This window comes from Pandoraea sp. NPDC087047, from assembly GCF_044745225.1.
Taxonomy (GTDB): domain Bacteria; phylum Pseudomonadota; class Gammaproteobacteria; order Burkholderiales; family Burkholderiaceae; genus Pandoraea.
Window position 1 is genome coordinate 504,993 of record NZ_JBIUZU010000001.1, and the last position, 19,337, is coordinate 524,329.

18 protein-coding genes are annotated in these 19,337 nt (G+C 65.5%); 5 read left to right on the forward strand and 13 right to left on the reverse strand.

Annotated features, from left to right (window positions below; genetic code table 11):
• Positions 1-84: 84 nt before the first annotated feature.
• From ACIPHM_RS02135 to ACIPHM_RS02145, 3 genes are read right to left on the reverse strand one after another with little or no spacing between them, the layout of a single operon-like run.
• Positions 85-897 carry an ABC transporter ATP-binding protein gene (locus tag ACIPHM_RS02135; RefSeq protein ID WP_400324315.1) on the reverse strand — a complete coding sequence of 271 codons (813 nt, stop codon included), beginning with the start codon at positions 895-897 and terminating at the stop codon, positions 85-87.
• Positions 898-926: 29 nt separating this feature from the next.
• On the reverse strand, positions 927-2,054 hold the full coding sequence (locus tag ACIPHM_RS02140; protein ID WP_400324317.1) for a FecCD family ABC transporter permease: 1,128 nt from the start codon (positions 2,052-2,054) through the stop codon (positions 927-929).
• Between the two features lie 14 nt (positions 2,055-2,068).
• Complete coding sequence (locus ACIPHM_RS02145; protein WP_400324090.1) at positions 2,069-3,268, reverse strand: ABC transporter substrate-binding protein; 1,200 nt, start codon at positions 3,266-3,268, stop codon at positions 2,069-2,071.
• A gap of 194 nt (positions 3,269-3,462) precedes the next feature.
• On the opposite strand from ACIPHM_RS02145, the gene ACIPHM_RS02150 reads away from it, so the two are divergent.
• The 3 genes from ACIPHM_RS02150 (at position 3,463) to ACIPHM_RS02160 (ending at position 7,339) form a co-directional block, all read left to right on the forward strand.
• Positions 3,463-4,311: a response regulator gene (locus ACIPHM_RS02150; protein ID WP_400324093.1), complete on the forward strand. Its 849-nt coding sequence runs from the start codon at positions 3,463-3,465 to the stop codon at positions 4,309-4,311.
• Entirely contained in the window at positions 4,304-5,827 is a 1,524-nt protein-coding gene (locus ACIPHM_RS02155) for an ATP-binding protein (protein ID WP_400324096.1), read from the forward strand. The genes ACIPHM_RS02150 and ACIPHM_RS02155 overlap by 8 nt, the downstream gene beginning before the upstream one ends.
• 93 nt (positions 5,828-5,920) lie before the next feature.
• Positions 5,921-7,339 carry a chloride channel protein gene (locus tag ACIPHM_RS02160; RefSeq protein WP_400324098.1) on the forward strand — a complete coding sequence of 473 codons (1,419 nt, stop codon included), beginning with the start codon at positions 5,921-5,923 and terminating at the stop codon, positions 7,337-7,339.
• Here ACIPHM_RS02160 and tam read toward each other — a convergent pair.
• From tam to ACIPHM_RS02200, 8 genes are all read right to left on the reverse strand, one after another.
• Entirely contained in the window at positions 7,270-8,085 is an 816-nt protein-coding gene (tam, locus tag ACIPHM_RS02165) for a trans-aconitate 2-methyltransferase (RefSeq protein WP_400324099.1), read from the reverse strand. The two genes, ACIPHM_RS02160 and tam, sit on opposite strands and share 70 nt — an antisense overlap.
• A gap of 43 nt (positions 8,086-8,128) precedes the next feature.
• Positions 8,129-9,037, reverse strand: a complete 909-nt coding sequence (locus ACIPHM_RS02170) for an anti-sigma factor family protein (protein ID WP_400324101.1) — start codon at positions 9,035-9,037, stop codon at positions 8,129-8,131.
• Positions 9,030-9,701 carry an RNA polymerase sigma factor gene (locus ACIPHM_RS02175; RefSeq protein WP_400324102.1) on the reverse strand — a complete coding sequence of 224 codons (672 nt, stop codon included), beginning with the start codon at positions 9,699-9,701 and terminating at the stop codon, positions 9,030-9,032. Before ACIPHM_RS02175 ends, ACIPHM_RS02170 begins: the two co-directional genes overlap by 8 nt.
• A 114-nt stretch (positions 9,702-9,815) precedes the next feature.
• Complete coding sequence (locus ACIPHM_RS02180; RefSeq protein ID WP_400324104.1) at positions 9,816-10,181, reverse strand: cupredoxin family copper-binding protein; 366 nt, start codon at positions 10,179-10,181, stop codon at positions 9,816-9,818.
• A 37-nt stretch (positions 10,182-10,218) separates the two neighbouring features.
• Positions 10,219-11,136 (reverse strand): metallophosphoesterase family protein, encoded by a 918-nt coding sequence (locus ACIPHM_RS02185; RefSeq protein ID WP_400324319.1) that lies wholly within the window; start codon positions 11,134-11,136, stop codon positions 10,219-10,221.
• 261 nt (positions 11,137-11,397) lie between these two features.
• Positions 11,398-12,096 (reverse strand): M23 family metallopeptidase, encoded by a 699-nt coding sequence (locus tag ACIPHM_RS02190; protein WP_400324105.1) that lies wholly within the window; start codon positions 12,094-12,096, stop codon positions 11,398-11,400.
• A gap of 293 nt (positions 12,097-12,389) precedes the next feature.
• The gene (locus tag ACIPHM_RS02195; protein WP_400324106.1) at positions 12,390-13,367 is read right to left on the reverse strand and encodes a diguanylate cyclase domain-containing protein; all 978 of its coding nucleotides are present in this window, start codon (positions 13,365-13,367) and stop codon (positions 12,390-12,392) included.
• A gap of 128 nt (positions 13,368-13,495) precedes the next feature.
• Positions 13,496-14,656, reverse strand: a complete 1,161-nt coding sequence (locus tag ACIPHM_RS02200) for an acyltransferase family protein (RefSeq protein WP_400324108.1) — start codon at positions 14,654-14,656, stop codon at positions 13,496-13,498.
• Positions 14,657-14,925: 269 nt separating this feature from the next.
• On the opposite strand from ACIPHM_RS02200, the gene ACIPHM_RS02205 reads away from it, so the two are divergent.
• Together ACIPHM_RS02205 and ACIPHM_RS02210 are read left to right on the forward strand one after the other, a co-directional pair.
• Positions 14,926-15,606: a phosphatase PAP2 family protein gene (locus ACIPHM_RS02205; RefSeq protein ID WP_400324109.1), complete on the forward strand. Its 681-nt coding sequence runs from the start codon at positions 14,926-14,928 to the stop codon at positions 15,604-15,606.
• A 254-nt stretch (positions 15,607-15,860) separates the two neighbouring features.
• Positions 15,861-17,891: an alpha/beta fold hydrolase gene (locus tag ACIPHM_RS02210; protein WP_400324111.1), complete on the forward strand. Its 2,031-nt coding sequence runs from the start codon at positions 15,861-15,863 to the stop codon at positions 17,889-17,891.
• Here the strand turns inward: ACIPHM_RS02210 and ACIPHM_RS02215 are convergent.
• Both ACIPHM_RS02215 and phbB read right to left on the reverse strand, forming a co-directional pair.
• Complete coding sequence (locus ACIPHM_RS02215; protein WP_400324112.1) at positions 17,873-18,460, reverse strand: hypothetical protein; 588 nt, start codon at positions 18,458-18,460, stop codon at positions 17,873-17,875. The two genes, ACIPHM_RS02210 and ACIPHM_RS02215, sit on opposite strands and share 19 nt — an antisense overlap.
• 39 nt (positions 18,461-18,499) lie before the next feature.
• A complete protein-coding gene (gene phbB, locus ACIPHM_RS02220; protein ID WP_400324113.1) occupies positions 18,500-19,243 on the reverse strand; it encodes an acetoacetyl-CoA reductase in 744 nt (247 codons plus the stop codon).
• Positions 19,244-19,337: the final 94 nt, after the last annotated feature.

Sequence of the window (19,337 nt, forward strand, 5' to 3'; positions counted from 1 at the left end):
CACGGCCGGCGTGGCGGTGTGGCTGGGCGCGCCGGTGCGGGTACTGCGAAGACCGGCGGGCCGTGTCGCTCGGGCGAACGGCGTCTAGACGGATGTCACGACGTCGTCCACGATCAGTTGCGGCAGGCCGCGCGAGCACTGCTCGACCCGGGCCTGCACGTCGAATACCCGGGCAATGGCATCGGCGGTCACGACCGCGTCGATATCGCCCGCTGCCATCACGCGCCCATCGCGCAGCATCACCGCTGCATCCGCGTGACGCATGGCAATCGACAGGTCGTGCATGACCACGACGGTGATCATCTGACGAGCCGCCGTCTCGCGTGCGATCAGTCGCATCACCTGAAACTGGTGATGCAGATCGAGCGCCGAGAGCGGTTCGTCGAGCAGCAGAATGCGCGGCGCACGAATCAGCGCCTGCGCCAGACCGACCAGTTGTCGCTGCCCACCCGAGAGCTCATCGAGAAAGCGCATCGCGAGCGCTTCGATGCCCAACTGCGTGAGCAGCGCCATGACGACAGCGGGTGTGGGCGCCATCGCGCTCACCGAGTCGCGTGCGGCTCGACGCGCCCCATGCCCCGCAGCCAGCACCGATTCGAGCACGCGCAGATGCACGCCCGCAGGCAACGCTTGCGGCAGATAGACGACATCGCGCGCCGGGGCGTGTCCGGTACAGCGGTGAAGGATGTCGCCGCCGAAGGTCACTTCGCCGCGGCCGCTGACAAGGCCAGCCAGCGTGCGCAGCAAGGTCGACTTGCCCGAGCCGTTCGGGCCGAGCAGCGCGCTCACGCTCCCGGCAGGCAGCGGTGGCAACGACACGCCGTGCAGAATGTGGCGGCGGCCGAGCGTCACGTCGATGCCCGTGGCCGACAGCACAACGCTGTCGGGTCGGTTCAGCCCATCGGCCGGTTGCTGGATCGGCAACTTCACAGCGACCTCCCGCTAGAGCGCACGACGATCACGAGGAAGAACGGAATGCCGACCAGCGCCGTCACGATTCCGACCGGGATGATGACGCCGGGCAGCAGTGTCTTCGACGCCATCGAGGCGAGCGACATGACCAGCGCGCCAACAATGACGCAGCCGGGCAGATAGAAGCGATGGTCTTCACCGAAGATGCCGCGCGCAATGTGCGGCGCGACCAGCCCGACGAAGCCGATGGTGCCCACGAACGACACGGTGAGCGCCGAGAGCAGCGACACGCGCATGAGCGTGATGAGCCGTAACCGGGCGACGCGAATGCCAAAGCTCGCCGCGCGGTCTTCGCCCAGACGCAGCGCCGTCATCGCCCACGACTGACGCCATGCGAACACCGCCATGATCGCGAGCACCGCGCCGAGCACGCGAACCTGCGTCCAGTCGCTGCGCGTGAGACTGCCCAGCGTCCAGAACACGAGGCCCTGCAAGGCGTCTTCCGTCGCCACGAATTGCATCAGCGACACGAGCGCGTGAAACACGAACACCAGCGCAATGCCCATGAGCACCACGCCCGAAGTCGGCAGACCGCGCCAGCGCGCCACGCCGTCGAGCACCAGTGCCGAGATCAGCGCAAAGATAAACGCGTTGACGGGCACGACCCACACGTCCGGCACGCCCGGCACATGCAGGTTCAGCACAATGGCGAGCGCCGCCCCGAAGGCGGCGGCCGCCGACACGCCCAGCGTGTACGGACTCGCGAGTGGGTTGTCGAGGATCGTCTGCATTTCGCCGCCCGCCAGGCCCAGTGAGCCACCAACGAGCACCGCCATGAGTGCATACGGCAGACGGATCTGCCAGACGATGACTTGCGCGTCGGGACTCGCGGTGCCGGGCGACACCAGCGTGCGCCACAGGTCGCGCCAGCCGAGCGCCGACGGTCCGTGTGTGAAGTCCATCGCCAGCGCGAACACGATCAGCGCCGCCAGCCCGATGAGCCACACGGCGCGGCGCAGATTCAACTGGCGATAGCCGTTCGCGACCCCCGCATGCAATACGTCCTCTTGTGCCAATCGTGCCGAGGACGTCGGAGAGGCCGTGGGTACGGCGGGCGCCGAGGACTCAGGCGCCGGAGACATCTCTGTGACCAGACTCACGGCTTGTCTCCGTCGACCCAGTATGTGCCGTTATCGGGCACGGCGAGAAAACGCTGGTGAATCTCGGCAAACGTGGCGTTCGCGTCGATCTGCCTGAAACGGCCCGGATAAAACCAGTTCAGCATCGCCTCGACTGCCACGATGTTGTACGGCGAGTCGTAGAAGTTGTGCCACAGACCATGCGTGTGGCCTTCTCGCACCGCCTTGATCGACGCGATGCCCGGCGACTTCACGAACGCGTCGAGCGAATCGCGAGCGTCCTTTGCCGATGTCTCGGCACCGACATGAATGCGCAACTGATTCGCGTTGCCGCGCGTGCCGGTGGCGATGTAGACGTCTGGCTGCGACGCGATCACATGTTCGATATTCAGGTCGCCGATCACGCCGGGCAACAAGTCGCGCGCGATGTTCACGCCCCCCGCCGCATCGACGAATTCGCCGATATTGCCGTTGCCGACCGTGTGGCAGCAGCCCGGCCAGACCCCCGCGAGCATCTGCACGAATACCTTCGGACGCGCATTCGCCGGGATCGTCGCCACCGCATCGCGCACAGCCTTCAGGTGCGACTCGTACAGCGAGATATAGGCGTCGGCCTGCGCCTCGCGATGCATTGCCTTGCCCATCAGACGCAGACTCGGCACCGTGTCCTCGAGCGGCTTCTGACGAAAGTCGACGAAGATCACCGGCACGCCCGCAGCGGCGAATTCCTTGACGAGGGCGTTGTGACGCCCCGGACCATGCCCGCCGATGCTGAAGATCGCGAGGTCAGGCTTGAGCGCGAGCGCCTTCTCGGCGCTGACGGTGGCCTCCGACGATTGGCCGATCTTCGGAATGGTGTCGATCTTCGGGAAGATCTTTTCGTATTGCTGCCACGTCTGCGGGTCGAGCGATTGCAACTCGCCTTGCCAGCCGACAATACGCGCGAGCGGATGCTTGCCTTCGAGCAACGCAACGGCGTAGAGCAAACGGCCCTCGCCCAGCAAAATCCGCTCGACGTGATCCGGCAGCGTGACTTGCCGCCCGGCCATATCGGTGACGGTCTCGCCTGCGTGGGCGGCGGTCGTGGGCACCAACGCGGTGAATGCCGCCGACATGGCAACCGTCACGCCGCACACCGCGCGCCTGACGATATCGGTCAACGATGCCCGAAGGACTTTGCGGCGATCCGGAGCGAGCGCCGTTCGAGAGAAAAACATCTGCATAAGATGACATCCAACATTGAATCAAGAACTATTCTCATTTCCATTAAAATGTAGCGCTGCGTTGTGTTGGCTTCGTGTTGATGGAATTTCGATATGTATTCGTTTGTATTGGCGTGTATCGGTATATGCGCGACGCGCGCGCGGTGTGCGCTCGCCGGTAGACTGCCGTTCTTTGGAATGTCCTCGTGATGTCGGCCCCCTCCTCCTCATCGGCTTCTCCCGCACGCGCGGTTGCCCGTCTGCTGGTCGTCGACGACGATCCGCAGATTCGCGACCTGCTCTCGGACTATTTGCGCGAGTCGGGCTTCGATGTCGCAACCGCCGCCGACGGCACGCAGATGTGGGCGCAACTCGCCGCGCAACCGGCCGATGCGGTCGTGCTCGATCTGATGCTTCCCGGCGAGGACGGACTCTCGCTGTGTCGTCAGTTGCACGCGCGCGGCGACGTCTCGGTCGTGATGCTCACGTCGCGCAGCACTCTGCTCGACCGCATCGTCGGCCTCGAAGTCGGTGCCGACGATTACCTGCCGAAGCCGTTCGATCCACGCGAATTGCTCGCGCGCGTGAAGGCGGTGTTGCGACGCGGCCCGCGTCTGCCGTCGAGGAGTGCGCACGCCGGGACGTTGCCCGTCTGCGCCGCGCCGCAGGGCCACGGCGTTCGGCCCGCACAGCCAACGCGCGCGTCGTCGCAGCCCACGCCGCCGTCTCAAGCCGCCTATTTCGATTTCGACGGATGGCGGCTCGATACGCTGGCGCGCCAACTGATTTCCCCGGAAGGTCGCGTGATTACCCTGGGCGGCTCCGACTACCGCACGTTGCAGGCGCTCGTCACGCATCCGCACCGGCCGCTCTCGCGCGACTTCCTGCTCGACTGCGCGTTCGGCCGTCACGGCGCGGCCAACGATCGCGCCATCGACGTCTGCGTGAGCCGCCTGCGGGCGCATCTCAATACGCGCGCGCGGCCATCGCCGCTGATTCGTACGGTGCGCAACGAGGGCTATATGCTCGCGGCCGATGTGGTGAGCTCAAGTGTCTGACGCCAATCGCGCGCCCTCGCGGCGTCAGCGCGCGAGCAGGACGGCGGCCACACGCGTGGGGCGGTTCAGTCGCTATTTCGGCTGGCCCAGCACACTTTCCGGCCGTCTTGCGCTGATTCTCGTGATCGGCATGCTCGCCACACAACTCGTCACGGGCACCGTCTGGTTCGACGCCCGCTACGGTCGCGTGGCCGAGGTGCCGGTGCGCTCGGGCGGCGCGCGCATCGCCGATGCCGTGAAACTGTTCGATGTCGTCCCGCCCGCAGAGCGTGCCGCGCTTATGCAACGCCTGCGCGCGAGCGGTGTCGAGGTACGTCCCATCGACGCCCCCGCTCGCGCACAGCGCATGTCGCACTTCTCCGATGATCTGTTCGACGGCGTGCTCACGGCGCAACTCGGCCCGGCGCATCCGTTCGTCGCGCATCCTGTCGTGCTCTATGACGACACCGGCGAGCCGCTCGCCCTCGCCACGCTGCTGCGCGCGCACGCCCCCACGGCGCATCTGGCCGCCGACGTCCGTTTGCAAGACGGGCAATGGCTCTGCGTGGCGGTCGTCGCCGGTCAGGCTGGCCTCGACTTGCGCCCCGGCGCCGCGTTTGCCGATTACTTCGTGCGCATCTACCTGATGCGGATTCTCGCGGTGGTGCTGATCGCCTTCATCGCCGTGCGCATTGCCCTGCGGCCACTCGCGCGGATGTCGGCCGCCGCCGAGCGGCTCGGACGCGATATTCATAGCCCGCCGCTCGATGAAAGCGGGCCGGTGGAAGTGCGTCGTGCGGCGCAGACGTTCAACGCCATGCAGCACCGTCTGATCGAAGCGATGCAGGCGCGTACCGCATTCCTCGCGTCGGTCTCGCATGACTTGCGCTCGCCGCTTACGCGCTTGCGACTACGCGCCGAAACGCTCGACGACCCGGTGCAACGCGAGCGTTTTCGTCAGGATCTGATGGAGATGGAAGCGATGATCGCGGCGTCGCTCGATCACGTGCGCGGCGTGCCCAGCGGCGAGCCGCTGCGCGACGTGGATATCGAAGCGCTATTGCACGCCGTGGCCGAAGACGCGCGCGAGACCGGCGGCGACGTGCTGGTGCGCGAGCACAGTGCAAGCGGCACGGTGCGCGGCTATCCGCGAACGCTGCGGCGGTGCGTGCAGAACCTCGTCGACAATGCGCTGCGATATGCGGGTGGGTGTCGCCTCTCCGCGCATCTCTCGGCTCAGGGCACGCATCTCGATATCGTCGTGGAGGATCGCGGCCCCGGCATTCCGGAAGCGGAACTGTCAGCCGTCGTCGAGCCCTTCGTTCGCACGGGCGCACCGCCGCAAACCCCGGCGCACGCGCATGCCAGCGCTGCCGGGCCGGACGGTGCCGGGCTGGGTCTCGCCATCGCGCGCACGATCGCCCAGGCGCACGACGGCTCGCTCATTCTCTCGAATCGCCCCGGCGGCGGGCTGCGCGCCGAACTGCATCTGCCGATCGACGGTCCGGATCTCGATATCGAAATACATACGAAATAATCATAAATTACAACGCAACATTCATTTCTCTTATGCTGCGCCGCGCCATACACTCCGGGTATTCCCTCATTTTCCGGGCCAAGGCGCAGCACCATGAACACCACGCAAGTCACGCAAACCCCCGCCACACCGGCCGCACGCGCGCTGCCCGTGGTTGCGTCGGTCCCCTCGACCGCACGCGAACCGGCGGGCGCCCACACGGATGACGTCCATGCCGTGCCGCTCGTCACGCTGGCCGTCGTTACGGTGCTCACGGGGATTGGCGCGGGCGTGGCGGGCACGCTGCTCGCGGCGCTGCTCCATATCGTTCAGCATCTCGCCTTTGGTTACGCCGAGGATCAGGTCTTCGGCGCGCAGAGCTTTCTGAGCGGTGTCTCGGCAGCGTCGCCCGAACGCCGCTTTGCCGTGCTCACGCTGTGCGGCGTAGTCGCGGGGCTGGGCTGGTTCGCGGTCTATCGCTACGGCGCGAAGCTCGTCTCTATCAAGGAAGCGGTCGGACACGCCCGCCCCATACCCGTCGGCAGCACGCTGGCGCACGCGTTGTTGCAGATCGTGACGGTCGCGCTCGGCTCGCCGCTCGGACGCGAAGTCGCCCCGCGCGAACTCGGTGCACTGGTGGCCGATCAGCTCGCGCGTCGCGCCGGGCTGTCGACCGAGCAATGCCGCCTGACGGTCGCCTGCGGTGCGGGGGCGGGGTTGGCTGCTGTCTACAACGTGCCGCTCGGCGGTGCGATCTTCGTACTCGAAGTGTTGCTCGGCACGTTCGCGTGGCGCGCGGTGCTGCCCGCGTTCGCTACGTCTGCCATTGCGGCAGCGCTCGCGTGGATCGGCATGGGCGCAGAGCAGCAGTACACCATTCCCGCGTTCGACGTAACGGCGCCGCTCGTGGGCTGGGCGCTCGTAGGCGGTCCGCTCCTGGGCGTGGCAGCGTGGGCGTATGCACGTCTGACGGAAAGCGCCCGGGCAAAGGCGCCGCGCGACTGGCGCGCTCCGGTCTTCGCACTGGCGAACTTCATGCTGCTGGGGCTGGTCATCGCGTGGTACCCGCAGTTGCCCGGCAACGGCAAAGGGCCGGCATCGCTGGCGTTCAACGGCGAGTTGGTGACGGGCCTCGCCTTTGTGCTGCTCGTGCTGCGCGTGTTTTTCACGTGGAGCAGCCTGCGCGCCGGAGCGGCCGGTGGTCTGCTCACGCCGGGACTGGCCAACGGTGCGTTACTTGCCGTTGTGCTGTGCGGTGTGTGGAACGGTGCGCTGCCGCAGGAGATGGAAGTGCCGCTCGGTGCGGCAGCCCTGATCGGGGCCACCGCCTTCCTCGCCGTGTCGATGCGCATGCCGATCACGGCTGTCGTGCTCGCGCTGGAATTCACTCACGTGAATCAGGATTTCCTCGCGCCCATACTGCTGGCCGTGGCCGGTGCCGCCTGCACGGCACGCTGGCTCGATCAGCGCGTGGCCACCACGAAGAGCCGCGGGAACGGCAGCAATACCGTGCCGTCGGCCAGCGCCGGGTAAGCCTTGGCGATTTCCTCGGTATAACGGCTCAGGAAAGCCTCGCGCGACGCGTCGTCGAGTTTCGCGAGGAACGGGCGCAATGCGCTGCCCTTGAACCATTCCACCACCGCCGGCGCCCCGCCCGCGAGCGGGTGGTAATACGTGGTGCGCCAGATGTCCACGCGTGAGCACGACTGGCGCAGCAGCGGGTAGTAGAACGTTGCCCCATGTCGCGCGGTGCGCTCCGTGCCTTTGAGCGTTGCGGCCCAACGCGGGTCCGCCGCCACTTCGCGCATCACCTGGTGTGCAGGCTCGTCGAGGTTGTCGGGCGTCTGCACGGCCAGCGAGCCACCGGGCGCGAGACAGTCCGCCAGACGCGGATACAGCGTGTCGTGATCCGGCAGCCATTGCAGCACCGCATTCGCAAGGATCACGTCGAACGGACCGTCTTTCCAGCGCCCGATATCGGCCACGTCGAAGTGAAACTGCGGCAGACGCTTGCGCGCCGCATCGACCATATCCTGCGAGCTATCGAGCCCGATCACTTGCGCTTGCGCATAACGTGCGGCGAGCACTTCGGTGGAGTTGCCGGGACCGCAGCCGATATCGACCACGCGCGCGGCGTCACGATCGGGAAGCGCCGGAATGGCGTCGACGAGATCGCGCACGGGACGCGTACGCTCGTCTTCGAACTTGACGTATTGGGAGGCCTGCCACGCCGGATTCGTGGGGGCCTGCGAGGTATTCGACGGCTGGTTTTGCGACATGAATCACTCCATCGGAGACGGCTGGACAATAGCCGTCACGATATCAGGTCGCCGCCTGCAATGCCTCCACAAACACACGCAGATGCGACGCTTCGGCGTCGGTAATCGCCCAGTACGTCATGCCATTGCGCCGCCAGCGCGCTATCGCGTAACCGTCTGAGCCGGTGATCGTGGGTGCCGCCGACGCCTTGTCACGCGCCGGAAACACGTAGAGATCGATCGGATGCTTATCGGTGTGGTAGACGAGTACGGACACCGTGCGACCGCCCACATAGTCCAATCGCCCGCCCGCGAGCGGAAAGCCCTTGTCCGACAGGTCGACGACCGGGGGCGCGTAATCGATGCGTCCGTTGAACCACGGTTTGACGGTGTGCTGATCGGTCGAGATCACGTCGATGGGATGTTGCGAGAGCAGCGCGCGCACGTGGCTCGCCACGATCTCCTGCGGTTGCAGACCGGTCGCCTGAACGTCTGGCTCGGGCGGCGGTGCAGGCGGGCGCGCCACCAGCAACGCCATTGCCACCGCCAGCCCGCCGAGGATCGCACCGCCCGCGCCGCCGAAAAGCCACGGCACCAGACTCGGTCCCCATGCGGCACGCGGCGGTCTGCCGGTTTTTGGGGGTGCCGCGTCGTGCTTGGGCTCGGGGGCTGCTTGCGGTGCTGTCGGTGCTGTCGGTGCTGTCGGTGCTGGCGTAGTGACGGCGTGCGTCGCCGCTGAGGGCTGAGTGGCTTGAGCAGCATGACGTTCCGCCTGCGCCAACTCGTCACGCAAACGCTCACGCAACGATTGCGGCGCGTTGTGATGCAACGAGCCATCGCGCAGCATCTTGCCCAGTGTCGTAGTGTCGCCGGCAGCCGAAGCCGTTTCGTCAGAGGTGATCGACGTTGGAGAAGTGGTGGACGTGGTGAACGCGGTGGATGTCGGGTCTTTGGGATCGTCGGGCTTATTCATCGCGTCCTCCGCGGGTGGTGCCGTCTGCCGGCAGACGGGTGAGACGAGTGACTTGCGCAGATGGCGCCTGTGGCGATGGGTTCGATGCGCCCGAGGTTCTGGCGTCTTGCGCGGCACGCACAGCCGCGGCCAGCATCTGTCTGCCGCGTGCCAGACGCGACATCACCGTGCCCGCCGGTACCCCGACAATCGTTTCGATCTCGCGGTAGCTCATATCCTCCATCTCGCGCAACACCAGCACTTCGCGAAACACGACCGGCAACGTGGCGAGCGCCTCGCGCACCAGCGCACACTCGTCGCGACGTACCGCCAGCAACTCCGGATCGCCGGGCGCGGCGTCGTCCCATCCCGGTAGACGAACTTCGTCATGCAAACCGTGTGTGGCCTCGTCGAAGGGCGTGGCGTCCGCCGCATCGGAGCGGCGACGCCATTCGGTCAGCCACGTATTGCGTACGATGGCGAGCAGCCATGCGCGTGCGTTCTCGCCACGAAAGCCGTCGAAGAATCGCAGCGCGCGAAGGAAGGCTTCCTGAACGATGTCGTCGGCGTCGCTCGCGCTACCGGAGAGCCAGCGCGCGAGGTTATACGCTGCATCGAGGTGCGGCAGCGCCAGTGCTTCGAACCGTCCTGGCGCCTTCGCGCCGGGTTTTTCAGCGTCGGTCACCGGAATCTCCCGAGAGCGGGCAACGCAGTGCCCGGGTGAGTCGAACCGGCGTTGCGCGGGCAACGCCGGTGGGCCCATTGAATCACATCTGCCTGTCGCTGCCTTCGCGAACGATCATTTCACGACGATCACCCCCGTCATATGGGGATGAATCGCGCAGTAATACGGATACGTTCCCGGTGTATCGAAGGTGAACGCGAACGTGCCGTCGGTGTCGAGCGCGCCCGACGCGAAGGCACGCGGATTGGACGAACTGGTCACCGTGTGCGGCTCGTCGTCGCGATTGGTCCACGTCACGCGTGTGCCGGATTTGACGGTGAGCGTCGCGGGCGAGAACGTGAAGTTTTCGATATGGACGGCGCTGGCGTCGGCCGCCCGCACAGGCTTGTCGAGGGTGAGCCATCCGAGCGCACCGACGGCCAGACACCCCAGCAGCACGCGGCGTTGCGCGCCATGCGGTTTCAAAAAAGGCGAGTTCATGAGGAAAGCTCCCGGGTCCGGAACGTTGAGTCGATCGTCACGACGCCAACGTGGTGTCGCGAAGCAACGGCGCGCCGTCGAGTGAGGTGAAGTCGATGCGGCGAATTCCCAGCATCTGCCGCAATTGCGACGCTTCGACTTTGAGTGGCCCCGGCCCCGGGCCCTCGCCCGGCGCGGGCTGGGGGAACGCCGTCGACATCGCTGTCTGCAAGGTCACGTTGCCTTCGACCTTTTGCAGCACCTGATGGATGTGCCCATTGAGCACCGTCACCGAACCGAACGGACGCAGCAACGCCAGCGCGCGATCGCCGTCGTCGGTGCCCCAACCCCACGCGGGGTAGACGGACCAGAGCGGCATATGGGTAAACACCACCAGCGGGGTGCTGCGGGAGCGCCCCTTGAGATCGGCGGCGAGCCAGGCGAGTTGCGTGTCGCCGAGATAGCCCATGCCGCCCGCCTTGAGATTGAGAACGTTGACGAGCGCGACGAAATGCACGCCCTGGTGGTCGAAGCTGTACCAGCCCACCCCGCGGGTGTCGGGCGCGAAGCGGGCAAAAAAGGCACGCCCGTCGTCACCGATCACGTCATGCTCGCCGGGAACGTAATGGGTCTCCAGACCGGCGCCGTTCACGATCTGCTGCGCCGTATCGAATTCTGCTGGTCGCGAGAGATGACTGACGTCGCCCGTATGCAGCATGAACGCAGGGCGCGAGGACGCCCCGCGAATGCGCTCGATGGCGGACTGGAGCGTGGCCGCGGGATCGGGATTCGGGGCCTTGTTGAAGCCGATGTGGCTGTCGCTGATCTGCACGAACGACAGCGCATTGGCGGAGGATGCTTGCGCCGCCGAGGCCGGCGTGCCCAGTGACAGACCACGTGGTACGCCCCCGTCGAGCGTCCACAAGATGCCCGCCCCGGCCCATGCCAGACACGACATCGCCCTGCGGCGCGACATCGACGGCCCCCCTTCCGGGAGCGGGCGGGCACCGGTATCGACATCGGCATCCGTGCCGCTTCCGATGTCCGCTTTGCCTTCCGTGTTACGGGTCATGACACACCTCCACGCGGTTTCACGCGATTCGTGCGCTGCCCGGGTCGTCGCCACAGTGGGACTTCGGAGCGCCCTTCACCGTAATACCGGTGCAGAGGGTCTTTTATTCCTGGACGTCGGATTTGCCGAACGCCACGGACCTGGCGGTCCGCATCGGAGCGGCGCTCAGAGCGGTGAATACTTCCATGGATCCGCAACGCCGGCTTTGTCCAGCTCCAGTTCCAGACCGGAGGGCACCGCGTCGTGCGCAGGCGAGCAATCGTTGAGCGCTTTCGTGCTCACGAGCGCGACGCGAACCGTTTGAATCAGCAAAGGCGTGGGATCCACCGCAACGCCCTGACGGCGAAGTTCGAAATGCAGATGCGGCCCCGTCGCGGTGCCCGTCATGCCGACCGAGCCGATACGCTCACCTGCCGACACCGTGTCCCCCACGCGCAATCCGGGGGTCGTGGCCGACAAATGCGCGTAGATCGTGTCGCTGCCGTAAGGATGCGAAATCGTGACGTAACGGCCATACCCTCTGCGCTCGAAGGCGATCGCTTTTACGACGCCCTGTGCGACCACATGCACCGGCGTGCCAGACGGCGCAACGAGATCGATACCGGTGTGCCAATGCTGCTTCCCTCGTACCGGGTGAATACGCCCGCCGAACGGCGACGACACACGGGAAAACGTTACAGGGACGACAAGCATCCGGGACGCGCGTATCGCGGCTTGCAACATCACCGACTGGGCGTGGCCGGTCGGCGAGACACATGCCGTGACGGGCGCAACGTGTGAGAACTCGGGCAACGGTGTCAGACGCGAGTGCGGATGCAGGGCATCGCTCGGGACTGGCGCACCGGCCATCACAGAAATCGGCATGGTGAAGCACATCAAGGCCCACAGGGTGGACCAACGCAAACTGCCAACGCCCCGCCCCGACAAACCTCGCGCCACACCATCCAGCGCAGCGCGAATGCGCCTGGCGGAAGCTGAGGAGAAAGACATCGTTCGAAAAATAAACTCGGAAACGACGCAGTCTACGGGTTGAGAAGGCGAAACTTTATGGGAAACCCCCCAAACAGGGCGCTAACAGCGGGCAAAACACCCCCATTTGGGAACATTCCCAAACGCAGTGTGCGGACAGAGGCTTCTGTTGATGTTGATCGGACGAATCAGCGCCGGGTGCCGGGGCGCGTGCGCTTGACGGCGTACATGGCCTCGTCGGCGTGGTCCATCAACTGCGTCATGTCGGTGCCGTCGTCGGGTAGCATCGCCACGCCCACGCTCACGCCCAATTCGAGCTGCTTGCCTTCGAATTCGAACGGCGCGCCCACCTCCTGAGCGAGTCGCTCGCTGTGGGCCAGGGCGTCTTCACGGGAACGGATGCCGCACAGGATCATACCGAACTCGTCGCCGCCGACACGCGCTACCGTGTCGGCGCGGCGCGCCGTGGCGTTCATGCGCTCGGCGGCGGCCCGGATCGCGGCGTCGCCCGCGCGGTGTCCGTACTTGTCGTTGATGGGCTTGAGCCCGTCCATATCGATGTTCAGAATGCCCAGCCGCGACGACGAACGCAATGCGAGATGCACCGCCTGGCGCAGACGGTCGTAGAACAACGCGCGATTGGGCAAGCCCGTGAGTGCGTCGTGCGTGGCTTGCAGATAGAGCTGACTTGTCTCGAAACGCGCGGCGTGGAACATGGCGGCCGCGATCAGCTCGCTCATGAGTTCCAGCGTGTGGACATCGGCATCGGGGAACGCCGAGGGCGTGGGCGCAAACACCTTCAATACGCCAACGGTCGTATCCAGATGTTTGAGCGGAGTGACGATCATCGAACGCAGACCGACTTTGCGACAGGCGTCGCGGTCGACGCGGGGATCGTTTTCCGAGTCGTTGCAACGCAGAATCTCGCCGGTCTTCACACATTGCCCGGAGAGCGAGCCGTCGCGCGAGAGTCGCAGGCCCAGCAGATTGGCGGCGACGCCCGAGGCCGCCCGGTACACCATGTCGTCGCCTTCCGCCAACTCGACCACGGCGCCGTTGGCTTGCGTCAAATCCTGTACTCGCTCGGTCACGAAGGTCATCACCCCGCCAAGATCCAGACCGAGTTTGGCGATTTCGGTTTGCGCCTTGACGATCTCCAAAAGCATATTTCTTTCGGGTACGACACTCGCGACGTTATGGCTCACAACCCATCCTGTTCATCAAAAAACGTGAACTCGCAATGTACCATCGCGCCCGCGGAATTTCATGTCGGGTCGACGGACAGCGTCGGGGATCACAACGCTGTGGCGGGTGTCGCTGCAGGCTGGCGGGGCAAGAAGTACCGCCGCGCCGGGGCGCTGACATGCCGGTGCAGTGCGCCGCCGATCAGCGCGCACACGATCAGCGCCGGCACGTAGACGAGGAAAGTCCAGCGCCTGTCGCCCTGTGCCAATGCGCGATACGCCGGCGTGAGCGCCAGCACAACGAACATGTGACTCAGATAGATCTCGTAGCTCCAGCGCCCCATCTGCGTGAGCCAGCCGACGCCGCGCGGCATGGCGCGCGTGGAACCATGCGCCGCCATTAGCCAGAGCGCGGCGCTCACGCACAGCAGGAGCATGACGTGGTCGTGCAAGAGCGGCCACAACACATCGCCGAAAAACACCACGCAGAGCAGACCGGCTGCGCCCAACGCGCCGAGAGCGCGTGCGGCAACGCGCGGCAGCGTCATGCGCTGCATGGCCAGTGCGCTCAGGACGCCCCAGGCAATCGCCGCCATACCCGGCAGGTACGCCTTTTCCTGCCAGATCTCGTTGCCCTGCAAGGCGGCCCGTGTCCACGGCAGCGAAATCGCCAATGCAACCAGCGCGAGCACCCGCCACGGGCCCCGCAGCACCACACAGAACAACGGGAATGCCAGGTAAAAGCACGCCTCGATGGACAGCGACCAGAGCCCATCCCATGCGCCGGGCAGCCAGTTCGTGCGGCCTTCGTACCAATTCAACGTCATGGTCAGCGCGCTCGCCAGCGCACCGGACAGCGATTGGCCCGGCTTGTTGATGACGAAGGTCGGCACGTTCAGCCAATGCATCGCGCAAAGCACAGCCAGCAACAGCAGCAATAGCGGGAAGATGCGCGCGGCGCGCTGCGCGTAGAAGTGGCGCCAGCGCAGTGCGTCGAGCGAGCCGTAACGCGCCAGCGAGCGGCGCGTGATGACGAAACCGGAAATCACGAAGAACACGAATACCGCTTCGTAGCCGTTAAAGCTCAGACCCTTGACGACGCGCTCGGGCAATAGATCCCCTAGCAGGCTAGGCCCGAGCGGCAGACGGAATTTGAGGGCGAGGTGGTGAATCACCACAAACAGAATGGACAGACCGCGCAACAGGTCGATGCCGTCGTTGCGTGCGCGCAGCGGCACTCGTTGTGCCTGCTGCGCCAAGGGTGAAACCATGAAAACTCCGGAAGCGGTGTGCGGGGGGTCACACCGCGGCCATCCTACTACGGGGCTGCCCATGCACGACACCCCTCGAGTTTCGGGGGGTATGAGGCTGTCCCTCCCGGTGAGAAGGGATGCGCAGATGCGTCGAACGCGCGCACGGCAACGCTGTCTGACGCTGTAAGACCGCACCGCCGCGTGACAATTTGTTCTTGTCGCGGCGACACGCGTAAGATAGCGCTTTCGCCCGCAGCCCCCCGCTAGCGGGCCGTCTCTCGACATTCATGTCTAACTTCTGGATCACCATTACCAATTTCGGCAGCGCCGCCGTCACGGTGCCATTAGCCGCCGCCCTCACCCTCTGGTTGCTATCGGCGCGCGCCTGGCATGCCGCCTTTGCATGGGTCGCGCTGTTCGGCGCGGGCTCGCTTGTCGTTGCCGTCTCCAAAGTCATGTTCCTCGGCTGGGGCGTTGGCGTGCGCGAGCTCGACTTCACCGGCGTGAGCGGGCACACGATGTTTGCTGCGACGGTCTACCCCGTCATCGCCTGGCTACTGCTGCGAAAACTGGCGTTGCCGTGGCGCGTGCTCGGTACGCTGGCCGCCGCCGCCGGGAGTGTGGCCGTGGGCGTCTCGCGCGTGGCCCTGTCGGCGCACTCGGTGTCGGAGTCGGTGGCCGGCTGTGTCGTCGGCTTTTCGGTATGTGCCGCCTTCGCATGGGTCACGCGGGGTGACGACGCTCCCAATCTCAAGACCTTGCCGATGGCCGCGAGTCTGTTCGTGCTCGTGATGTGGCTGCATGGCGAGCGCGTGCCGACGCAACGCTGGATCACCGAAATCGCACTCATGATGTCCGGCCGCGAGCAACCGTTCAAACGCTATAGCTGGCACGTGCGCGAGCGTGCGTCCCTGCCGGCGGTGCCCGCCCTGCCGTCCTCCGGCGGGGTGCCTTCACCCGCCCGGTAAGCGCTCAAGCGCGAACCTCCGGACGAGCGTGCGCAACTTGTCGCAGATCAGAATACTCATACGTGGTGTGCGTTATATTCATCGAAACGCACAAGATGCGTGAAACGCTTGAAACGTATGAATCGCCTCGTGCGACCGATGAAGCATTGACGTAACGGCGACGTGCCCGTGGCACCTCGCCCCTTCCGTTTTCCCTCTCATTGCCACGCGCGGCGCACTCACGCGCCTCGCGGCAAGTCAGAACGGAGTTCGCCATGCCTGCTCGCAGTGACAAGACGTCCCGCGCCTCGCCTTCCGCGCCAACCAGATCCAAGTCATCGGCGAAGACCCCGCCGCCAGTCACTACCTCCACCGCGTCACGCGCGCGCGGCGCACCCAAGACGGCCAGTCCGCCAACGCGCCGGGCGGCACCACACGAACCGCTTCCCATCGACGCCACGGACCGCGCATCGCCGTCGAAAGCGCCCGAGGCACCGCCCCCATCAGCCGCCCCCCAAACATTACCGTCCGCCTCACTCACCGATCACCTCGACCGTGTGACCATGGCCACGACGGCACGCTTCACCGGCAACGTCTCTCCCGCCGCCGTTGCCCTCGCGTGGGCCGACTGGGCCATGCATGCGGCCACGGCGCCTGGCCATCGGCTGAATGTCTTCAAGGCGTTCACGGCAATCGACAAGCCCACGGCGAACCGGGCGCCGAAAGCCAGCGAGCCACGCGACGCCGACCGCCGCTTCCGAGACCCATCATGGGACAAGCCGCCATTTTCCTGGTGGCGCGAGCGATTCCTGCGCACGCAGGATTTCGTCGACGAGATGACCGGCGAGATTCCCGGCGTCGATCCGCATCATCGTGACGTGGTGCGCTTCATGGCGCGGCAATGGCTCGACGTCTTCTCCCCGAGCAACCTGTGGTGCCTGAACCCCGAAGTGCTGGGCGCGATTCGCGACACGCAGGGCCAGAACCTCGTCCAGGGCGCTCAGCGCTGGTGGTCGGACCTGCGAGACATGGCGGGCGGGAACGCACCGGGTGCAGGCCCCGAGGCGTGCAAGGCGTTTCGGGTCGGTCACGAAATTGCGGCCACGCCCGGCAAGGTCGTCTATCGCAACGCGTATTTCGAGTTATTGCAATACGCCCCGGCGCAGGCGCAGACCTGGCGCGAGCCGGTGCTGATCGTGCCGTCGTGGCTGCTGAAGTACTACATCCTCGATCTGGAGGCGCAGCATTCGCTGGTGCGCTATCTGGTGTCGCAGGGCCACAGCGTCTTCATGATCTCGTGGCATAACCCCGGGCCACAGGATCGCGACCGTGGGCTCGACGACTATCTGGAATCGGGATTGCTGACGGCGCTGCGCGAGGTGCGGCGTCTGACGGGCAACGTGCCCGTGCATGCCTGCGGCTATTGCCTCGGCGGCACGCTGCTCGCCATCGCCGCAGCCACGCTGGCGCGACGGAACGGGCATGCCGAGGGGACAAACTCGGGAAACAAGGGAACCCAAGGAGATGCCGGAGATGACAACGCGCTCGCCAGCGTGACCCTGCTTGCGGCTCAAACGGACTTTAGCGAGCCCGGCGAACTCGGATTGTTCATCGACGCCAGTCAGGTGGCGTATCTCGAAGCGATGATGTGGCAACAGGGCTTCATCAGCGGCGCGCAACTCGCGGGCACCTTCCAGTTACTCAACTCGCGCGATCTGATCGGCTCGAGGCTCATGCACGACTATCTGCTCGGTACGCCGGCGCAGACAACCGACTTTACCGTCTGGAACGCCGACACGACACGCATTCCCGCCCGTCTTCACAGCCAGTGCCTACGCGAGTTGTACCTGAACAACGCGCTGGCCACGGGCGCCCTGAAGGTTGGCGCGCAACCGGTCGCGCTCTCGGATATTCGCGTGCCGATGTTCGTCGTTGCGACCGAGCGCGACCATATTTCGCCGTGGCGCTCCGTCTACAAGATGCATTTGCTCTGCCACGGGGATCTGACGTTCGCCCTCGTTTCAGGCGGACACAATGTGGGGGTGGTGTGCGAGCCGGGACACGCGCGCAGTCATCACCGCGTTGCCACGCGCGTGGCGGGCTCGGCGTATCGCGATCCGGACGAGTGGTTCGGCGCAACGCCCGCAATGCAAAGCTCATGGTGGCCCGCGTGGCAGGCGTGGCTGCTGACGAAAGGAACACAGGCAACGCCAGCAGCAAAGGGCGGCGGCAAAACCGTTGCCGCCCCCTGGCCGCCCGCGCAAACGCTGGGCGACGCGCCCGGAACTTACGTGCTCGAGCGCTGAGCGTGGCCGCCGCGCTTGGGCGGCACGCGGCCGTTGAGCGGCGACTGCTGCGAGACGGCTGCCTCGGTCGCCTGCGCGGCTTCCGCCGACATGCGGCGCCATGCATCCATCGTGCCTTGCGTCGCTTCGTTGAACGCCTGGAACCACTTCTGCAACGGCGCTTCGGCGGCCTGCGTCGCAACGCCCGCGGTGGTGCCCGCACCGATCAGATCGGGCAGCGTCATCGCACCGGCCATGCCGTGCTGAAACTCTTCGCCCGTCTTGCGGCAATGCTCGGCCCAGAGCATTTGATTGTTTGCGCACACCGCCAGCCACTCGCGCCAGAACTCGTTTTGCTGCGCGAGCTGGCCGTTGAGCAATTGCAGATGTGCGGTGAGCAAGCCGTTGAAATCCTTGGCGCCGCCCAGCGACTTGGCCGCTTCGGCATGCGCCTTGAGCAATTCACCGTCGCGCTCGACTTGCAACTGATGGGTTCGTTGCGCGGCTTCGAGCGCAATTCCGTAGGCGCCCAGCGCGCTCGCCGTGCCGAGCTTGACTAGCGCGAGTGCCGGATTCGTTTCCTTTGACATCGTGAATCTCCTAAGTAGGTGGTTCGCTTTCGCTGCGCGTTACTCCATGTGCATGCCGCCATTGATGGCGAGGTTGCTGCCTGTGATGAAACCTGCGTCGTCGGACACGAGAAAGGCGACGAGCGCTGCGACCTCGTCAGGGCGGCCCAGCCGACCGACCGGAATCTGCGGAAGAATGCGCGCTTCGAGCACGTCTTGCGGCACGGCCGTGACCATCTTCGTGGCGAGATACCCCGGCGAGATGGTGTTGACCGTCACCCCCGATTTGGCGACTTCAAGCGCGAGCGCCTTCGTAAAACCGTGCATGCCCGCCTTCGCCGCGGCGTAGTTCGCTTGCCCGAAGGCGCCGCGACTGCCGTTGACCGACGAAACGTTGACGATGCGTCCCCAACCGCGCGCGATCATGCCGCCAACGACCGGCCGGGTCATGTTGAAAACGCTGTCCAGATTCGTGCGCAATACCAACTGCCAGTCGTCGGCAGTCATCTTGCGCATGGTCGCGTCGCGCGTAATCCCCGCGTTGTTGATAAGAATGTCCACCGGACCGGTGTCCGATTCGACGGCTTTCGTGCACGCCTCGCAAGAGACCAAATCGGCAACGTCGACCCGATAGGCCGCAAAGTCCCGGCCTGTGGCACGCATACGCTCGACCCAGCCTTCGCAATCGTGATTATTGGGGGAACAGGTGACCGCGACGCGGTACCCGGCATCGGCAAGACGCATGCTGATCGCCTCGCCCAAACCTCCCATGCCTCCTGTCACCAACGCTGTTCGTGTTGTCATGGCTATCCGTCTCTGGTTAACGTCTGTCGTTAAACTTCGGATACATCCAGCATAGTCGCGAACGGCCGACTTGCTGCGGCATTCGACATCCCCG

Excerpts from the sequence above, each read along its gene's own strand:
- ACIPHM_RS02200 (WP_400324108.1), bottom strand. The coding sequence starts at position 14,656 with ATGGTTTCACCCTTGGCGCAGCAGGCACAACGAGTGCCGCTGCGCGCA.
- ACIPHM_RS02170 (WP_400324101.1), bottom strand. The coding sequence starts at position 9,037 with ATGAATAAGCCCGACGATCCCAAAGACCCGACATCCACCGCGTTCACC.
- ACIPHM_RS02145 (WP_400324090.1), bottom strand. The coding sequence starts at position 3,268 with ATGTTTTTCTCTCGAACGGCGCTCGCTCCGGATCGCCGCAAAGTCCTT.
- ACIPHM_RS02140 (WP_400324317.1), bottom strand. The coding sequence starts at position 2,054 with ATGTCTCCGGCGCCTGAGTCCTCGGCGCCCGCCGTACCCACGGCCTCT.
- ACIPHM_RS02180 (WP_400324104.1), bottom strand. The coding sequence starts at position 10,181 with ATGAACTCGCCTTTTTTGAAACCGCATGGCGCGCAACGCCGCGTGCTG.
- ACIPHM_RS02205 (WP_400324109.1), top strand. The coding sequence starts at position 14,926 with ATGTCTAACTTCTGGATCACCATTACCAATTTCGGCAGCGCCGCCGTC.
- ACIPHM_RS02195 (WP_400324106.1), bottom strand. The coding sequence starts at position 13,367 with ATGCTTTTGGAGATCGTCAAGGCGCAAACCGAAATCGCCAAACTCGGT.
- tam (WP_400324099.1), bottom strand. The coding sequence starts at position 8,085 with ATGTCGCAAAACCAGCCGTCGAATACCTCGCAGGCCCCCACGAATCCG.
- ACIPHM_RS02210 (WP_400324111.1), top strand. The coding sequence starts at position 15,861 with ATGCCTGCTCGCAGTGACAAGACGTCCCGCGCCTCGCCTTCCGCGCCA.
- ACIPHM_RS02185 (WP_400324319.1), bottom strand. The coding sequence starts at position 11,136 with ATGTCGCGCCGCAGGGCGATGTCGTGTCTGGCATGGGCCGGGGCGGGC.
- ACIPHM_RS02215 (WP_400324112.1), bottom strand. The coding sequence starts at position 18,460 with ATGTCAAAGGAAACGAATCCGGCACTCGCGCTAGTCAAGCTCGGCACG.
- phbB (WP_400324113.1), bottom strand. The coding sequence starts at position 19,243 with ATGACAACACGAACAGCGTTGGTGACAGGAGGCATGGGAGGTTTGGGC.
- ACIPHM_RS02190 (WP_400324105.1), bottom strand. The coding sequence starts at position 12,096 with ATGCCGATTTCTGTGATGGCCGGTGCGCCAGTCCCGAGCGATGCCCTG.
- ACIPHM_RS02160 (WP_400324098.1), top strand. The coding sequence starts at position 5,921 with ATGAACACCACGCAAGTCACGCAAACCCCCGCCACACCGGCCGCACGC.
- ACIPHM_RS02150 (WP_400324093.1), top strand. The coding sequence starts at position 3,463 with ATGTCGGCCCCCTCCTCCTCATCGGCTTCTCCCGCACGCGCGGTTGCC.